At 62.8% G+C, this 14,878-nt stretch carries 14 protein-coding genes and 2 pseudogenes; 8 read left to right on the forward strand and 8 right to left on the reverse strand.

Annotated features, from left to right (window positions below):
• The first annotated feature begins 33 nt into the window (after positions 1-33).
• Positions 34-663 (forward strand): hypothetical protein, encoded by a 630-nt coding sequence (locus HDG37_RS40285; RefSeq protein WP_184046319.1) that lies wholly within the window; start codon positions 34-36, stop codon positions 661-663.
• 24 nt (positions 664-687) lie between these two features.
• On the opposite strand, the pseudogene HDG37_RS40290 reads toward HDG37_RS40285, so the two are convergent.
• From HDG37_RS40290 to HDG37_RS09310, 8 genes and pseudogenes are all read right to left on the reverse strand, one after another.
• A pseudogene (locus HDG37_RS40290) lies at positions 688-849 on the reverse strand (MFS transporter); the annotation flags it as partial.
• 184 nt (positions 850-1,033) lie between these two features.
• Positions 1,034-2,578: an alkaline phosphatase family protein gene (locus tag HDG37_RS09280; RefSeq protein ID WP_184046321.1), complete on the reverse strand. Its 1,545-nt coding sequence runs from the start codon at positions 2,576-2,578 to the stop codon at positions 1,034-1,036.
• A gap of 151 nt (positions 2,579-2,729) precedes the next feature.
• The gene (locus HDG37_RS09285) at positions 2,730-3,422 is read right to left on the reverse strand and encodes a hypothetical protein (RefSeq protein WP_090807513.1); all 693 of its coding nucleotides are present in this window, start codon (positions 3,420-3,422) and stop codon (positions 2,730-2,732) included.
• Positions 3,422-3,904, reverse strand: a complete 483-nt coding sequence (locus HDG37_RS09290; RefSeq protein ID WP_184046323.1) for a glycoside hydrolase family 108 protein — start codon at positions 3,902-3,904, stop codon at positions 3,422-3,424. The genes HDG37_RS09285 and HDG37_RS09290 overlap by 1 nt, the downstream gene beginning before the upstream one ends.
• A gap of 54 nt (positions 3,905-3,958) precedes the next feature.
• Positions 3,959-5,380 carry a tetratricopeptide repeat protein gene (locus HDG37_RS09295; protein ID WP_409259999.1) on the reverse strand — a complete coding sequence of 474 codons (1,422 nt, stop codon included), beginning with the start codon at positions 5,378-5,380 and terminating at the stop codon, positions 3,959-3,961.
• A 338-nt stretch (positions 5,381-5,718) separates the two neighbouring features.
• Positions 5,719-6,582: an ABC transporter permease gene (locus tag HDG37_RS09300; protein ID WP_090807507.1), complete on the reverse strand. Its 864-nt coding sequence runs from the start codon at positions 6,580-6,582 to the stop codon at positions 5,719-5,721.
• Positions 6,583-6,598: 16 nt separating this feature from the next.
• On the reverse strand, positions 6,599-7,393 hold the full coding sequence (locus tag HDG37_RS09305; RefSeq protein WP_090807505.1) for an ABC transporter ATP-binding protein: 795 nt from the start codon (positions 7,391-7,393) through the stop codon (positions 6,599-6,601).
• Positions 7,394-7,432: 39 nt separating this feature from the next.
• The gene (locus tag HDG37_RS09310) at positions 7,433-8,452 is read right to left on the reverse strand and encodes an ABC transporter substrate-binding protein (protein WP_184046327.1); all 1,020 of its coding nucleotides are present in this window, start codon (positions 8,450-8,452) and stop codon (positions 7,433-7,435) included.
• A gap of 289 nt (positions 8,453-8,741) precedes the next feature.
• Here HDG37_RS09310 and HDG37_RS09315 point away from each other — a divergent pair, with 289 nt between their 5' ends.
• The 7 genes and pseudogenes from HDG37_RS09315 (at position 8,742) to HDG37_RS09345 (ending at position 14,700) form a co-directional block, all read left to right on the forward strand.
• Positions 8,742-9,419 carry a response regulator gene (locus tag HDG37_RS09315; RefSeq protein WP_184046328.1) on the forward strand — a complete coding sequence of 226 codons (678 nt, stop codon included), beginning with the start codon at positions 8,742-8,744 and terminating at the stop codon, positions 9,417-9,419.
• A 2-nt stretch (positions 9,420-9,421) separates the two neighbouring features.
• Positions 9,422-10,807 carry a sensor histidine kinase gene (locus tag HDG37_RS09320; protein WP_184046330.1) on the forward strand — a complete coding sequence of 462 codons (1,386 nt, stop codon included), beginning with the start codon at positions 9,422-9,424 and terminating at the stop codon, positions 10,805-10,807.
• 126 nt (positions 10,808-10,933) lie between these two features.
• The gene (locus HDG37_RS09325) at positions 10,934-11,974 is read left to right on the forward strand and encodes an ABC transporter substrate-binding protein (RefSeq protein ID WP_184046332.1); all 1,041 of its coding nucleotides are present in this window, start codon (positions 10,934-10,936) and stop codon (positions 11,972-11,974) included.
• A 50-nt stretch (positions 11,975-12,024) separates the two neighbouring features.
• Complete coding sequence (locus HDG37_RS09330) at positions 12,025-13,407, forward strand: sensor histidine kinase (protein ID WP_184046334.1); 1,383 nt, start codon at positions 12,025-12,027, stop codon at positions 13,405-13,407.
• A 32-nt stretch (positions 13,408-13,439) separates the two neighbouring features.
• On the forward strand, positions 13,440-14,135 hold the full coding sequence (locus HDG37_RS09335) for a response regulator transcription factor (RefSeq protein WP_184011657.1): 696 nt from the start codon (positions 13,440-13,442) through the stop codon (positions 14,133-14,135).
• 84 nt (positions 14,136-14,219) lie between these two features.
• Positions 14,220-14,336: pseudogene (locus HDG37_RS09340) on the forward strand (porin); the annotation flags it as partial.
• Positions 14,337-14,553: 217 nt separating this feature from the next.
• Positions 14,554-14,700 (forward strand): hypothetical protein, encoded by a 147-nt coding sequence (locus HDG37_RS09345; protein ID WP_184046336.1) that lies wholly within the window; start codon positions 14,554-14,556, stop codon positions 14,698-14,700.
• Positions 14,701-14,878 lie beyond the last annotated feature (178 nt).

The raw sequence follows: 14,878 nt of genomic DNA on the forward strand, positions 1-14,878 counted from the left end.
ACCGCATTTCGTAATGGAGACGGCGTTCAGACGATGTCGATGTTGAAGGTTGCGCTGCCGGCCGACCTGACGGTCGACGCCGGGGTGTGCTCGGCACGGGCGCGGGCGGCTATCTTCCGCCGTCGCGAACACCCGACGACGTATGCTCTTGCTGACGTACAAAACCTGGTCGATCTTGCTCATCCTGCGGTCGATGCCGCTCGCAGCCTCGTCGATACCGGAGAACTCTCACTTGCAGTGATCGCCAGAGAGACCGGATTTGGCGATACCGAAAGAATGCGCAGAGCATTCGTCAGGACGCTCGACCACCCCCTCATTGCTTCACGGAATTTTCAAGAAGGGTTCCGCACCTTGTCCACGGCTCAGTCCCCGCACATGGTTGCGGCACGATTGGCAGCAAACGTGTACACGGCGATCCGTCAGCGGGCCGCGCATAATCGTTGCCTGCCTGAAGGCGGTACGTTTCAGCGGAGATCGAAGTACGGATGCCGAAAGCAGGCGCGTCCGGCGACGCCAAGCACATCACTTGCGGGCTGGATGGTCGCCACCGCGAGACCCGCTCCTGCGAACGCGCACGCGCCGGACACCAGCGCGACTGCGCGCAGCGCGTCAGTGATGGCGTCGGCTTCCGCCTTCGCCACGGGTGTCTGCGGCGGCGTATGAGCATCGCCGGCTGCCGCCCCGGCTTGCGCGTCCGGCTCCAGCAACCGCCCGGTCTGGCAGCTTGTCGCCCATCGATCCGCCCACCAGCACAAAGGACCCGAGAAAGAGCAGGTAGGCGTTGACGATCCACTGCATCGCCGCAACGCTCGCGTGGAGCTCGCTCTGAATGGCAGGCGGCGCTGCGCTGCGGCGGTCCCGAACCGAAATTCCCGGTTTCTGTGGCACGATTCACCGTCGGCTTCACTGATACCGTCACTGCCAACCGGCCACTGCGTCAAGACGATTGAAATAGTCGAAGAAATCCAAGGTCCCCGATTTCACGAACTCTGGCATCCGGCAACGTTCCGCACTACCACCGCTTTGCGGCGTGCTATTTCTCCGAGACCGGATTGACGGACGAGGCCGTTTCTTCCGCATCGTTTCGCGCGATGCCCGGCGTCGCCTCACGCACCGATTGCCGCAAGCGCGTGAACGCCTGGCTCGTGCGTGCATCGCGTTGGTCGCGTGCGTCGTAGAAGTCCTTGCTGAGCCACTGGCCGAGACTCATCATCAGCGAGCCCAACGCGCTCTTGAAGCGCACCCATGCGTTGCCGGTGCGCGCCAGTTGCGCGGCCGCCTCGACCGCCTCGGCGGCGAGCCGGTCCAGTTCCGCGTGCAGATAGTCGGCGAAATGATGCAGGCCATGCTGATTGCCATTCGACGATTTGCGCTCCAGTTCGACGTGCTGCGCAATCAGAGATTGATTGGGCACGCGAATAAACGGCGGCGTATCGGTGCGCGCGCCGCCGCCACGGCGAATCGCCACACCGAGGTTCGCGGACGCCTCGGTGCGCTTGCCGAGCGGTGGCATTTGCCACTTGTCGCACAGGTACTTCAGCAGGCTGCAATGATCGAATCGTTCGTTGCACACGCCGGCTTCGCACCACGGTGACACCAGGATGGCGGGAACACGCACGCCGAGTCGGTTGAAATCGAAGCTCGCGGTGTGGTCGTCGGGTGCGAGCGCGTCGGCCGGCGGCGATACGTGGTCGTAGAAACCGCCGTGCTCATCGTAGAGGACCACCAGTAACGTGCGCTCCCACAGCGCCTGATTCGAGCGCAGCGCATTGTAGGTATCCGCGATCAGCTTCTCTGCCTTCATGATGTTGTGCGGCGGATGATCGTCGTTCTGCGCTTCGCCGAAGTACTTCGGCTCGATCAGTACGAATTGCGGAAACTGACTGGCGGGTCCCGCTGCGTCCTCGAAGAATTTATCGAAAGAGCGGTAATTCGCGAGGTTTTCCGCGCGCCGCTGGTTCTTCAGAAGCAACGAGGCAGGGAGGTCGTAGAAATAGACGCTCCATGTTTTGCGCGCGGCGTTCAGCCGATCGAAAATCGTGTCCTGATCCTGCTCGGTGTACCAGTGCGGATTGAGCCCGTCGAGTCCCGAAGGCATTCCGATCTCGCCTTTCGACGTACCCGTCAGCGCGAAAAAACGGTTGGGCCACGTCGGCCCCGGCAATGACGAGAACCACCGGTCGCACACCGTGAATTGCGAACCGAGGGTGTGCAGCGCGGGCAGAAAGCCGAGCGAGTAATAGCCCATCACGTCTTGCCGCGCGGCGAGGCTGCTCTTCGGGTAGTCGTTCACGAACGTACGCACGAAACCGCTGTTGTCGGCGGCGATCTGTTCCATCACGGCCTTGTGCTCGTGATTCGGATCGTGCTTCATCTGCCGCTCGCGCGTTTCACGCGGATAGAAGGTGTGGCCTTGACCGTCGGCGTTCGATTTGCCGGCCGCGTTGCGCACGCCGTCCAGTTTGTCGTGCACGGCGTCGAGGCAGCCGAGCATCTGGTCGAACGAGTGATTCTCCATCAACAGTAGCACGACGTGTTCGATCGGATCGTTCTGCGCGTTCTGCTCGACGTCACTCATCTTTTATCACTCCACTCGGGACGGGATGGACTTCGCGTTGCCAACTTAGCGCAAAACGCGCGCTGACGAAAGGGCCCTGCTTTGATGCGGACATGCACGCGACGGTCAATGTACTTCGTCGCGTGCATGATTCGCTCAACGCAGCATCGACTCAACTGCCGCCCGAGAAGATCGGACCTTGCCCGCCCGGCGCGAACGATGGGAAGTGGTCGCCGGACGGCGCGGCCGCCGCCGGTGCGTGCGCTCCCGACTGCGACGCCGGTTCGCGCAACGTCAACGCGCTATCGGCCGTGATCGGCACGCTCGGCTTCGCGAGCAGCTCGGTCTTGCGCATCGAGCCGACCGACGTGCCGAAGTAATAGCCGATGATGCTGATCCACGCGGTTCCCAACGCGCCGACGATCACGTTGACGAGATCCTTGTTGGTACCCGGCAAAGGCTGGAACGCCATCAGCAGCAAAATGCCGAAGAAGCCGGTGGTGACGGCCATCGCGAGCACCTTCGGCACCCAGTCGCGATTGGCGACACCCATCGCGCGTGCATTCGCGGTGTCGCTCGTGGCGATGCGGGCCATGTCGGCGTCGTGCGCGAGGCTCGACTGCGCGGCCGTCACCATCAACTGCTGCAATTGCAGCGAGTTCGCGCTTTCGGCCTGGCGGAGTTTTTCGAGTGCGCCGGGGTCGTTCAACGCGGGTTCCACGAAGGCCGGGTCGCTCGGCGTGCCGAGCGCGTGCGAGATGATCGCGGCGGCAGCGGTCACGCCGAGGCCGACCGGCCCCCCTACGAGCCCGGCGAGAAGCGGGGCGGTGCTGTTGATATTCTTCGCTACTTTAGACCAGTCCATCATGCTGCTCCCAGGAGAAGATTGGCTGCCATGCGTTCGGTCCAGCCGCGGCTGAAATTCGGCCACGAATGCAGGTTCCGCAGGTACCGCAGACGATACGCGGCGAAGCGCATCACGAACTTCATCGGATCGGCGTTCTTGACCGCATCGAGCGTGTCGGGGCCGAACCTGCCGTCTTCCCTGGCGCCGGACGCTTTCTGCATCCACAGCACGACGAGGCCGCCGTTGTAGTTCGCATCGAAAATCTGGAAAGCCACGCGCGGATCGAGTTCGTCGAGATGCAACGGGTCCCAGTACCTGCGCTTGGCGATCTGATGGGCGGTATCGAGCGGCAGGTCTTTCATCGCGCCGTTATAGCCCTCACTGCGCGCGACGCGCGCTGTCACACCCCACATCGTTTCGCCGCCTGGATCGGCCGGATTGAAGCTGTACCCGCCTTCGTTTCCGATCAAGGCTTTGAATGCATCTTCGAAGCTGTCCATCGAACTGTCTCCTGTTCGGCTGTGTTGCCAACTCAAATGGCGAATGCGCGCGGCTCAGGCCGCTCGCATCGCCCGTCCTACGGCGTCGCGTACCGTATCGAGCGAGGCCCGAAGCGGGTACGGCGTCATGGGATTCGAAACGGGCTTGACGTGCAGGTCAGGCCTCGATGTCCGGGTATCGGCTTCGTCGGGCGATGCGTCCGTCGAGAGCGCCAGCTCGCGTTCGCGCGCCGACAACGTGCCGGCGTCGAGCTGCGATGCCTGTGCATACTTGCGCGCGGCCTCGCGCAGCGCGCCTTTGTGTTCCAGCGCGTGGCCCCATTCCACATAGGACGGCGCGAGATCGGGACGCAACGCGACGGCGTGCGACAGCTTGTCGATCGCTTCGTCGTCGCGGCCGGTTTTGACGAGCGCCTCGGCCCAGTCGTGCAGCGTGTCGACGGAGTCGGGGTTCATCTCGGCGGCCTGCCTGAATGCTTCGAGTGCTTCGCGATCGTGCTTCTTCGAATGCAACAGCACGTCGCCGAGCAGTCGCAGGTTTTCAGCGGTGCGCGACTTTTCCTTCGCGCCGGCCCGCAGTTCCTTTAGCGCATCGTCGATGCGGTTCTGTTGTTCGAGCGCAATGCCGAGACTCGCGCGCAGCACCGCCGAGTGCTTGTATTGGGTCAATGCTTCACGGATCTGCTGCTCGGCTTCTGTCGAGCGCTGCTGACTGTCGAGCAACCACGCCTTGCCCGCGACTGCCCATTGGGCTTGCTCGGATGAGGGCAACGCGAGGACTTCGTCATAGATCCCGACGATCTCGCGATAGTCGCATTGCGCGAGCGAGCATTTGGTCTTTTGCACCTGCGTGAACAGATGACTGGCGAGGATGTTAGGTTCGGCGAGGCGCATCGCCGTGACTGCGATGTCGTGCACGAGCTTTTCGAGGTCGCGCCCTTCGAACGGCACCGTGCTTTCGCGGCCGTTGAACGGTCCGTGTTCTATCTGCACGTGCGCGACGTATGAATCCGCGCTGCTATTCGTCTTCGTGATGCCGATGTGCACGGCGACATCGTCGCGTTTGAGCACGCCTTTGATGAAGCGCACCGTCGTCGCATACGACATTTCCTGGCCCGGAATCTGGATGTCCTGTTGCGCGTCGTTGCTGGTCATCGTGTCATGCGGAATCGATTCGGCATCCTGGCCGATTTCCTTCATCGCCGACATGATCCGCTCGGCGAGAAAGTTCGCCGTATAGCCGCGCTCGGTCAACGTTTGCGGTGTCTCCACCGGCGGTACCAGCAATTGACGCGTGAGCACGCCGCGCACGACGAGGCAGATGGAACCGATCGTCAGTAGGATGAACAACCAGGGCAAGACATACGGCCAGAGGCGTTTCGGTCCGCGGCCGATCACACCGGCGGTGCGCAAGCCGAACAGCACGAATCCGCTCGAATGATGACGATCGCGGCGATTCGCGGTGTTGGCGCGCATGAACGGGCCGCCGTACCCGTTGGTTGACCGGCGTTGACTCTGTGCACCCGACATGACTCACCTCGCTTCGATCCGCGATCGATGTTGGCAATCGCCTGACTTGCGCGGTGGTATGCATCGAGCGTGCCATAGCGCATGGAACGGGCTGGCAGCCGGATATTGGCTTCTGGTGGGGGATTGAAAGAAAGAAGTGTTGCGAGATGGCCAACGTATTGCGAAAAACAGTTTGCTGGCGGGAGACAGGATGTGCGTTAGCAAATAAAAATGCCGCTCAGTCCGGAAGACTGAGCGGCATCGGTGCAGCGAACTACTATTTGTGGACTCTGCGCTGCCGTGGCTTAAACCGAACTCGGCCGCCACTTCAACAATCGACTCTCCACCGCGGTCAGCAGGTAGTCGGCGGCAAGCGCGACCACCGCCAGCACGATCATCGCCGCGAACACGCCGGCCGCATTGAACGCGCCCTGTGCGGTGGAGATCAGCAAGCCGATGCCCTGCTTCGAGCCGAGAAACTCGCCGACCACCGCGCCGACCAGCGCAAAGCCGAAGCTCACGTGCAGGCTCGCGAGAATCCAGCTCAGCGCCGACGGAATCACGACCGAGGTCGTCACCTGACGGCGCGACGCGCCGAGAATCTGCGCATTCGCGATCATGTAGCGATCCGCTTCGCGCACGCCCTGGAACGCGTTGGCGAACACGACGAAAAACACCATCACGACCGCGAGCGCGACTTTCGATGCCATGCCGAGCCCGAGCGCGATCACGAACACCGAGCCGAGCACGACGCGCGGGATCGAGTTGGCGATCTTGATGTAGAGGCTGAACACGTCGGAGAGCAGCTTGTTGCGGCCGAGCACGATGCCGCAGAAGATGCCTCCGATCGAACCGATGATGAAGCCGAGCCCCGTTTCCTCGAGCGTGACCCACACCTGCGTGAGCAGCGGCCCTTGCGAGGTACCGTTCACGAACCAGTCGACGATCTGAGCGAAGATCTCGCTCGGCATCGAGAAGAAGAAAGGGTCGATCCACTTCAGGCGCGCCGACAGTTCCCAGCCGCCGAGCACGACCACGAGCAGGAGAATGCGCAGCGAAATCACCAGAACCTGGCGCTGGCGGATCTTCTTCTGCGCAATACGCTCGACGTGAGCGAGCGACGCGGCGTCGATACCCGAGGGCATCATCTGTTGAGAGGGTGTAGACATGTTTGCCGTTCCTTGATTAACCGATCTGCACTTCTTCGCGCAGGTCATGCCAGATATCGCGCGAAATTTCGATGAAGCGTGAGTCGTAGCGGACCTCCGATGTGACGCGCGGTCGCGGCAGATCGATTTCGTAGACTTTCTTCAGCGTGGCGGGGCGGGCAGTTAGCACGAACACGCGGTCGGCGAGCGCAATCGCTTCTTCGAGGTCGTGCGTGACGAACACGACCGAGCCGGCGCCGCCCCACAATTGCAGCAACTCGTCCTGCATCAAGGTGCGCGTCTGCATGTCGAGCGCCGAGAACGGCTCGTCCATCAGCAGGATTTCCGGCTTGTTGATGAAGGTCTGCGCAAGCGCGACGCGCTTGCGCATGCCGCCGGACAGTTGATGCGGATAGTGCTTGCCGAACTTGTCGAGGCCAACGCGGCGCAGCCATTCGTTCGCTTCGTCGTAAGCGGCCGATTTCGAGCGGCCGCGATACAGCGGACCCGCCGCGACGTTGTCGAGCACCGAGCGCCACGGAAACACCGCATCGGCCTGAAACACGAAACCGATGCGCGGATCGATGCCGTCCACCGGCGCGCCCATCACGCGCACTTCGCCGGTGGTCGGCTTCAGCAAGCCGGTGATCATGCTGAGCGTGGTGGACTTGCCGCAGCCGGTCGGGCCGACCACCGCGACGAATTCGCCGCGTGCCACCGACATGCTGAAATCGCGCAGCGCGATCGTGGCCTTGCCGTCCGGGGAAATGAAACGGCACGACACGTTGCGCATTTCGATCGCTGGCGTCTCGCGTGACATAGGTTGATTCATCGGCGGGTGCCTCGCAGTTCTGTGAATATAAAAGAAGCGTTACTTCGACGCGGTCTTGACCGGCGCCGACAGGTAGTCGTTGGTGTAGGTCTTGGCGAGATCGATATGCTTGCCCTTCACCGATGGATTGAATGCGGACAGCACCTTCAGCACCGTATCCGGGCCGTCGGCGGGCATCTTGCCGTCCTTCGTGAACATCGGCAGCGACGCCTTCAGCGCGGTCACGTACAGGTCCTTGTTGTTGCCGTAGTAGTCTTTCGGCATCTGCGCGGCGATGTCCTCGGCGCTATGCGTCGCGATGTAGTTCAGCGTCTTCGCGAACGCATGCGAGAGCTTCGCGGCCTCGTCCTTGTGCGCTTCGGCCCACGCGCGCTGCACGTAGAAGCTCGAAGCGGGGTAGGTGCCGCCGAGCGCGGCGCGCGTGCCGTCCACGTTGCGCATGTCGACCAGCACCTTCGCGTCGCCGGTCTTGAGCAGTTGCGAGACGGTCGGCTCGGTGGTCATGCCGGCGTCGATGCGGCCTTGCTTGACGGCGGCGATGAAGCTGTTGCCCGCGCCGACCGGCAACATCGTGTATTGCGTCGACGGCACGCCCGCGCGCTGCGCGAGGTACTGCGTGAGGAAGCTGGTCGACGAACCGAGGCCGGTCACGCCGAGCGTCTTGCCTTTGACGTCGGCCATGCTCTTCAGCGAATCGGCCGCCTTCGTCGAGACCATCTCTACTTCGCCCGGCACCTGGCCGAAGACGACGAGCGCCTGCACTTCCTTGCCCTTGCTCTGCAGGTCGATCGTATGATCGTAGAAGCCGACCACGCCTTGCACCGCGCCCGCGAGCAGTTCGTTCTCCGCATCGACACCGGCCGGCTGCGACAGGATCTCGACGTCGAGGCCTTCGTCCTTGAAGTAACCGAGCTGCTCGGTGAGCTTGGCCGGCAGATAGATGATCTTGGTGGCGCCGCCGACCATGATCGTGATTTTCTCGGCGTGAGCGGCGGCCGATGCGGCGGCAAGGGCGAACGCAACTCCTGATACAGCGGCAATCTGGCGCAAGGTACGCATGAAGCAGTCTCCTTAGGTGGGGCGCCGCGATCGTGGTGCGCGGCGCTTTTCTGGGTCAATGGGGGCGATTATAGAAACGCGAAACCTTCTGGCAGCTTTCGGGTTTGGCGCAAAACATGGGTGTTAACCCGAAAATGCGCCGAAAATGCGCCGAAATTGGGTCGAAATTGCGCGCGGATCGGCACTGCGCTCGCGGCGGGCACTGGACATATGCGGCAAACCACACGGTATGCGCGCGGCCCCCTTGTTTTAAGGCACAATCGACGACCTGACTTTTGCCGTTGCCGCCATGAAGCTGCTGCTGATCGAAGACAACCCCACGCTTGCGCACTGGCTCGCGAAAATGCTGGAGCAGGAGGCCTTCGCGCTCGACACCGTGCAGGACGGCGATGAAGCCGACCGCCTGCTGCGCACCAATCACTACGACGTGATCCTGCTCGACCTGAACCTGCCGAAGCTGTCGGGCAAGAACGTGCTGCGCCGGCTGCGTCAGCGTGGCGACGCGACACCGGTGCTGATCCTCACCGCGAGCGGCTCGATCGACGAGAAGGTGGAGCTGCTCGGCGCCGGCGCCGACGACTATCTGGTGAAGCCGTTCGAAGTGCGCGAGCTGATTGCGCGCATCAAGGTGGCGATTCGGCGGCAGTCGCCGTCGAAAGCGGGCGAGGTGGTGTGCGGCGATCTGTCGTTCGACATCGACACGCGCCAGTTCACGCTGAAGGGCGCGCCGCTGAACGTGACGCCGCGCGAGCGTTCGGTGCTCGAAGCGCTGATCCTGCGCCTCGGCAAGACGGTGACGAAGCCGGCGCTCGTCGATGCGATCTTCACGCTCGCCGACGAGCCGAGCGAGGATGCGGTCGAGATCTACATTTCGCGTCTGCGCAAGAAGCTCGATGGCAGCTCGGCCGCGATCGTCACGCTGCGCGGGCTCGGCTATCTGCTGCGCAAGCGGGAAGACGACCAGTAACGATGGCCAATAGCCTACGCATACGCCTGCTGTGGTGGCTGCTCGTACCGCTCGCGCTTTATGTGTTCGTGACCGGCAAGACCGAGTACGACAACGCGCGGCACACCGCGAATCTGGTGCAGGACAATCAGCTGGTCGCGTCGGCGCGGATGATCGCGGGCGAGGTCGAATGGAGCGACGGCTTTCTGCGTGTCGATGTGCCGCCCGCCGCGCTCGAGATCTTCGCATCGCCATATCGCGACCAGGTGTTCTATAGCGTGCGTGTCGACGATGGGCGGCTGCTCGCGGGTACGCCTGATTTCCCGCCGCGTCCGCTGCGGGCGCCCGACGTGCCGGATTCGTACTACACGCAGTTGCACGGCCAGCAGGTGCGCGCTGTCGACATCGTGCGACTCATGTACGACAACGGCGCGACGCGTCCCGTGCGCGTGACGGTCGGCAAGACCGTGCGCTCGCGCGATGCGATGACGCAACAGCTGTGGCGGCCGCAACTCGTGCGCCAGCTCGAAATGATCGCGCTGGCGGTGGCGCTCGTTTGCATCGGGCTCACGTTCGAGTTGCGGCCGTTGATGAAGGTGAAAGACGAGGTGGCCGACCGCGATCCGATGCAGCTCGAACCGATTCGCGTCGAGCGTCTGCATACGGAACTGCGGCCCATCGTCGATGCGATCAATCAGTGCATCGCGCGGCTCGGCGTGCAGGTGGCGGCGCAGCGGCGCTTTATCGCCGACGCCGCGCATCAGTTGCGCACGCCGCTCACGCTGCTCGGCACGCAACTGCAATTCGCGCGGCAGCAGGAAGGCCTCAATCCCGCGCTCGACGAAGCGCTTGCCGCGATGCATCGCAGCAACCGCTCGATGGTCGGGCTCACCAACAAGCTGCTTTTGCTCGCGCAGGCCGAGGCCGCCGACAACTCGCAGCTCGCAATGGAACGCGTCGATCTGGTGCCGCTCGCGATGGAGGTCGTCGAAGATCTCGGCTTGCTCGCGCAGGCACGTGAAATCGATCTGGGCGCGGAATTGCACGGCGCGGCGCCGGTGCTCGGACATCGCGGCTTGTTGCAGGCACTGATCGCGAATCTCGCCGAGAACGCGATTCGCTATACGGGCAGCGGTGGTCACGTGACGGTCGCCGTGAACGCTGATACCGCGGCCAATGCGGTGACGCTCAGCGTGACCGACAACGGCCCCGGCATTCCGGCAGAATCGCGCAGCCGCGTGTTCGAGCCGTTCTTTCGTGCGTCGACGGATACCGAGGGCACGGGCCTCGGTCTTGCGATCGTGCGCGAAATCGCGGACGCCCATCACGGCGAGATCACGCTGAAGGCGGGCGAGGGCGGCAAGGGTGTGCATATCGCCGTGACGTTTCCGCGCGCGACGCCGAAGTGATCGGGATAAACCCGAGGTTCGCGCAACATGCACAGCCGTGAAAGCATCGGGAAGGGTTCGCACCTTCAAAATCACGGGCAGGCGACCCGCGCGGCGCCCAGACACAAGATAACGGAGACACCCCCAATGAAGCTTTCCTCGACGCGTTTCTCGCGCGCGGCCTATGCCGCCGTCGCGGCGTCGCTCGCGCTGTGCGCGCTCGCGAGACTCGCGACGCCTGCGCAAGCCGCCGCGCCGGAGAAACTCGCGATCATGGTGGGCGGTACCAACAAGCTCATCTATCTGCCGGCGCGTCTTGCCGAACAGCTCGGCTATTTCAAGGCCGAAGGGCTCGACGTCGAACTGCTGTCGCAGCCGACTGGAATAGACGGCGAAAATGAAATGCTCGCGGGCGCGGTGCAGGGCGTGGTCGGCTTCTACGATCATACGATCGATCTGCAGACACGCGGCAAGGAAGTGAAGACGATCGTCGTGTTCAGCCAGGTGCCCGGCGAAGTGCAACTGGTCGCGGCGAAATCGGCCGATTCGATCCGGAGCATGGCCGACGTGCGCGGTAAAACACTCGGCGTGACGGGGCTCGGCTCCTCGACGAGTTTTCTCACGCAGTACCTCGCACAGCGCGCGGGCGTGCGGTCCACGCAATACACGCTGCTGCCGGTCGGCGCGGACAGCAGTTTCATCGCGGCGATGCGGCAAGGACGCATTCAGGCGGGTATGACGACCGAGCCGACCGTCACTCAACTATTGAAAGCGGGCGACGCCAAAGTACTCGTCGACATGCGCAATGTCGATCGCACGCGCGCCGCGCTTGGAGGCATGTATCCGGCGTCGAGCCTCTATGTGCAAAGCACGTGGCTCGACGCGCATGCCGACGTAGCCGCGAAACTCGCGCGCGCATTCGTCAAGACGCTGCGCTATATGCACACGCACAGCGCGGAACAGATCGCCGCGCAGATGCCAAAAGAAGACATCGGCAACGACAGGGCGCTGTATATCAGCGCATTGCAGGCCTCGCTGCCGATGTACACCGTCGACGGCAAGATGCCAGCCGACGGTCCGCAGACGGTGCTGAAGGTACTGTCGAGTTTCAATCCGGCGGTGAAGGGGCGGCATATCGATCTGTCGCGCACGTTTACCAATCAGTTCGTCGATGACGTGAAGCCTTGAAAGCGGGCTGACCGCGTGGGTCGCTTCGAGCACAAGAGGATCGGCACATCGTGTTTTCAGGCAGTTTGCGCGGACGCTTGTTGTGGTGGCTGCTGTTGCCGTTGGCGGCATTCGTTTCCATTTCCGTCGTCATTTCATACCGGTTCGCGCAGAACACCGCGGACCTGGTTCAGGACAATGCGTTGCTGTCGTCGATGCGGATCATCGGCGAGGATATCGACTGGGACAACGGTTCGGTGTCGATCCAGATTCCGCCGGCCGCGCTCGAACTGTTCGAATCGCCGGAACAGGACACGGTCTTCTATCGGGTCGAGGCAAGCGGCCATCGTCTGCTCGCGGGCATCCCCGACTTGCCGCTGCCGCCGCAGGTGAGCGACAAGCCCACGCTTTATTCCACGCATTTCGCCGATGGCCGCGCGGCGCGCGCGGTCGCCTACGTGCGGCAGCTCTACGACTCGGGACATACCGAGGAGGTGATCGTCGCGGTCGCCAAGACGGAAGGCTCGCGCGATGCGATGGTGTGGCGTCTGCTGCGGCCGCAATTGTCCGGCGAAGTCCTGACGCTGGTACTGGCGATGGTGTTCGTCTACCTCGGCCTGACCTTCGAACTGCTGCCGCTGATGAAGGTGAAGGACGACGTCGCCGATCGCAATGCGTCGCAACTCGAACCGATTCGCGTCGCGCGTCTGCACGTCGAACTGAGGCCGATCGTCGAGGCGATCAACCAGTGCATCGCGCGAATGGGCCAGCAGGCCGCGACGCAGCGCCAATTCATCTCCGATGCCGCGCATCAGTTGCGCACGCCGCTCGCGCTGCTGGTCGCACAGATCCAGTTCGCGCGCCAACGCGATAGCCGCGACGCCCCGCTGGCCGAAGCGCTCGCGGGCATGCACAAGAGCGGCCGCAAGTTGACCACGCTGACCAACAAACTGTTGCTGCTGGCGCAGGCCGAGTCGGCCGCGCCGCTGAACGTGCGCGAGCGGATCGATCTGAGCGCGTCGATCGCGGGCGTGCTCGAGGAACTGATCGCGTTTGCGCAGTCGCGAGAAATCGACCTGGGCGCGGAACTGGAAGACGGCCTGTACGTGACCGGCGACGAGGCATTGACCGCGGCGCTGGTGACCAATCTGGTCGACAACGCGCTGCGCTATACGCAGGCGGGCGGTCGCGTCACGGTGCAGACGCAGCGGCGCGACGGGATGGCGATTGTGCGCGTGATCGACAACGGACCCGGCATCGAGGCCGATGCGCGCGAACGGGTGTTCGAGCGCTTCTATCGCGCGTCGAGTCATGCGGAAGGCACAGGGCTCGGCTTGCCGATCGTGCGCGAGATTGCGCATCGTCAGGGCGGCAGCGTGATGCTGGAATCGAATGAAGGCGTCGCGGGCCTCGTCGCGACCGTCGAGATGCGTCTATGGATCGGCGCAACCTGACGTCGCTCGACTCGCAAAAGAGGGGGACAAGGATGAAACTGCTGCTCGTGGAAGACGACGCGGACCTCGCGCGCTGGGTGATGAACCTGATGCAGGTCGAGCAATTCGCGATCGATTGGGCGCAAAACGGCGAATGCGCGGAAACGCTGCTCGGTCTGCAATGCTATGACGCGGTGCTGCTCGATCTGCGCCTGCCCGGCATGGGCGGCAAGGAGGTGCTCGCGAGGCTGCGCCGCAAGCGCGACAACGTGCCGGTGCTGATGCTGACCGCGAATGGCTCGACGGACGACAAGGTGGCCTGCTTTTCGGCCGGTGCCGACGACTATGTCGTCAAGCCTTTCGATGCGCGCGAACTGGTGGCGCGCATCAAGGCACTGATTCGCCGTCAGGCCGCGGGAGACAGAGGGCAGTCGACCGAGTGCGGCGATCTGCGGTATCTATTCGACTCGCGCGAATTCGTGCTGCGGGACGAACGTCTGCCGCTGCGCCGCCGCGAACACGCGATCCTCGAAGCGCTGATACTGAAGCAGGGCAAGACCGTATCCAAAGCAACGCTGATGGACAAGATCTTCACGCTCGACGAAGAGCCGAGCGCCGATGCGATCGATATCTATATTCACCGGCTGCGCAAGCATCTGTCGGCATCGACCGCGAAGATCATGACGCTGCGCGGACTCGGTTATATCTTGCGCGAAGAAGAACCGCGCGAAGCGTTTGCGTCGACCTAAAAGTGACAGCTCGACCAAAACGCCTCTGATCGACTCGTGTTCCGTCGTCAATTTCACGCGGCTTCAGTGTTTTCACCGACTTGCACCGAATTGTATGTGGCCGGCGACTATATGAAGCTTCACAATGGTTACGTCGTCGCGACGACGTTTGGCGCGAAGAACCAGTTGCAATTGACGACGGGTATTCGCACGCGATTCTGAGTTGCGGGACGGCTTGCGACTATTTCAATGCCGGGAAGACCGCCGCCGGTTCAGCGGCGGTCACGCTTTACGCGGGTCAATGGTTGGCGTAGTTAGCCGGCCTTGACCGCAGTCTCCCTGGCGAGCAGGCGTTGAGCCTGACGATCGCCCTTTGCCGCTTCCTGTGCGGTTTGAACCGAGGTTTCGCTGGATTCCGCGAGCAGGGCACGCGCTGCTGATGCTGACGGTGTATGACGACGAGGTGGTGCCGCTCGTCGATCCTGCTGACGATGAACCGCTCGTGCTGGATGTCGGCACCGTCGATGTCGCTGTCGAACCGGAACTGGACGTGACTGCCGCGCCCATTGCCCCTGCCGTGGTTTGAGCAAGCGCCTGAATAGACATTTTTTCTCCTGGTAAAAGACGAGTACTGCGCTCTGTCTATCGGCGTCGTTCAAGAGTGCTTGAGAACTATATTTCTTCTATTTTTCGCGCGCCTTAAGTGGCTGTTAAGGTTTTGCCTCGCAGGATGCTTTCACGGATGAATCTCTTAAGATTTTGAT

This window comes from Paraburkholderia sp. MM5384-R2 (assembly GCF_014201025.1).
GTDB classification, from domain to species: domain Bacteria; phylum Pseudomonadota; class Gammaproteobacteria; order Burkholderiales; family Burkholderiaceae; genus Paraburkholderia; species Paraburkholderia tuberum.

Bases quoted from the DNA above. Each gene is read 5' to 3' on its own strand.
- HDG37_RS40285 (WP_184046319.1), top strand. From the start codon at position 34: ATGTCGATGTTGAAGGTTGCGCTGCCGGCCGACCTGACGGTCGACGCC.
- HDG37_RS09280 (WP_184046321.1), bottom strand. From the start codon at position 2,578: ATGAGTGACGTCGAGCAGAACGCGCAGAACGATCCGATCGAACACGTC.
- HDG37_RS09285 (WP_090807513.1), bottom strand. From the start codon at position 3,422: ATGGACTGGTCTAAAGTAGCGAAGAATATCAACAGCACCGCCCCGCTT.
- HDG37_RS09290 (WP_184046323.1), bottom strand. From the start codon at position 3,904: ATGGACAGCTTCGAAGATGCATTCAAAGCCTTGATCGGAAACGAAGGC.
- HDG37_RS09295 (WP_409259999.1), bottom strand. From the start codon at position 5,380: ATGCGCGCCAACACCGCGAATCGCCGCGATCGTCATCATTCGAGCGGA.
- HDG37_RS09300 (WP_090807507.1), bottom strand. From the start codon at position 6,582: ATGTCTACACCCTCTCAACAGATGATGCCCTCGGGTATCGACGCCGCG.
- HDG37_RS09305 (WP_090807505.1), bottom strand. From the start codon at position 7,393: ATGAATCAACCTATGTCACGCGAGACGCCAGCGATCGAAATGCGCAAC.
- HDG37_RS09310 (WP_184046327.1), bottom strand. From the start codon at position 8,452: ATGCGTACCTTGCGCCAGATTGCCGCTGTATCAGGAGTTGCGTTCGCC.
- HDG37_RS09315 (WP_184046328.1), top strand. From the start codon at position 8,742: ATGAAGCTGCTGCTGATCGAAGACAACCCCACGCTTGCGCACTGGCTC.
- HDG37_RS09320 (WP_184046330.1), top strand. From the start codon at position 9,422: ATGGCCAATAGCCTACGCATACGCCTGCTGTGGTGGCTGCTCGTACCG.
- HDG37_RS09325 (WP_184046332.1), top strand. From the start codon at position 10,934: ATGAAGCTTTCCTCGACGCGTTTCTCGCGCGCGGCCTATGCCGCCGTC.
- HDG37_RS09335 (WP_184011657.1), top strand. From the start codon at position 13,440: ATGAAACTGCTGCTCGTGGAAGACGACGCGGACCTCGCGCGCTGGGTG.
- HDG37_RS09345 (WP_184046336.1), top strand. From the start codon at position 14,554: ATGCTGACGGTGTATGACGACGAGGTGGTGCCGCTCGTCGATCCTGCT.